This is a genomic window from Halospina sp. K52047b (assembly GCF_008709855.1).
GTDB lineage: Bacteria > Pseudomonadota > Gammaproteobacteria > Pseudomonadales > Oleiphilaceae > Halospina > Halospina utahensis_B.
Map to the genome: position 1 here is coordinate 1 of NZ_VYJH01000029.1, position 1,510 is coordinate 1,510.

Sequence of the window (1,510 nt, forward strand, 5' to 3'; positions counted from 1 at the left end):
GTCACCCTTGCGAAACCCGCCTTTCAGGCGGCTTCCGGTGTGAGCTGTGGAATTGATCCGGGAACACCCGTCCCGGATTGATGGATTTTCGCCAGCAGATCCCGAACGAATTGAAGCCCAAAAAGTCGCGCCAGCCGGCGCAGGATCTTCCTCAGGTTGAACCCGACCGCGCACAGCACCGCATGGACTCGATCGCCTTCGCGCCCGCGCAGGTGGCAACGGTCCAGCAACCCTTCGTGTTTCATGTGGCCGATGATCGGTTCAACACTGTTGCGCCGGTGCTGGTAGCGGGCGTGGGCGGTGCCGTTGCCTTTCTTCTTGCCGGTGATGTGTACATTGGTCAGCGGTGTGCTCTCGCTGGCGCGATAGCCCCGGTCGACCAGGGTGTTCACCGGCAGCTGGCCACAATGGCGGTGCACCCGCATCAGGCCTCCATGCAGTGTGTGGCCGTCGTAGGGGTTGCCGCGCAGGGCCTGGCAGTCGAGCACGAAGCCCTCCTTGGCGGTGGTGATCACACTGACCTTGCTGCCGAACTCATAGGGGGTGCGGGCCTTGCCCTTGGCGATGCAGGCCACCTCCGGCTCGTGCAGGCTGTAGAGCTTGGGCCGGTGTTGAGGCTCGGCGTACTGGCGCCACAGGTACAGTGCCTGGTAAAGCGCCTCATCCAGTCCCTGGCTGCGCTGGCCATGAGGTTGCTGGCGGCGAACGTCATTGCACACACGGCCCAGATAACCATGGAGCTTGCGAAGCCGTTTGTGCATGCGCCGGAACTGGCGGGCGTGGGCGTAGCGTCCGATCTGCATCACCAGGCCATCGAGCGAGCGCTCGTAGGTCTGACGGAACTTCACCCCGTCCGCCTTGGCCTGGGCCACCAGGCGCCGGTGAGCGCGCACCATCAGCCGCGCCTCGCTGGGGTGCTCGATGGCCTTAGGCATCACGGTGGTGTCGGCCACCGCCACCCGGAAACTCTCGGGAGCAACCGTACCCGTGCCTTCGCCCAGATCAACCGTCATCTTCAAAAGCGCTCGCGCGCCGTCTTCGCCAATGCGCCGCCGGAAACGGCCCATGGTGGATTCGTCCATCGGCGGCTCGTGCCGGAACACCGACTCGCCGCAGAAATGCTGCCAGTACGGGTTCTCCACCCACTGATCTAGCAACTCGCGGTCGGACAGCCCCTGCATGTGCTTGAGCATCTGCAGCCCGACGTGAAGCCGGATGGGATGGCCTGGGCGACCGTTATCCGGACACCAATAGGGACCGAACTGTTCTTCGCACTGCTGCCAGTCGATGCGCTCGGCCATGCGCACCAGTGGATGGCGCAGGTTGATCATGTCTTCGAGATAGAGCTCAAAGAGCCCTTTCTGGGGCTGCTGACGGTCGTCGGTGGGAATCATGGCGATGAAAACTACACGGTTTTGGGTCTGTGGGTGCATTTTCGGGAAGAAATTATACCGGAAAACGCGCCCAGGATCCTGTTTTTGTTATCAAATTGGGTTTCGCAAGGGCGACT

At 62.5% G+C, this 1,510-nt stretch carries 1 pseudogene; it reads right to left on the reverse strand.

Annotated elements, in window-relative coordinates:
• Positions 1-122: 122 nt before the first annotated feature.
• Positions 123-1,394 (reverse strand): annotated as a pseudogene (locus F3089_RS15725) (IS5 family transposase); the annotation flags it as partial.
• Positions 1,395-1,510: the final 116 nt, after the last annotated feature.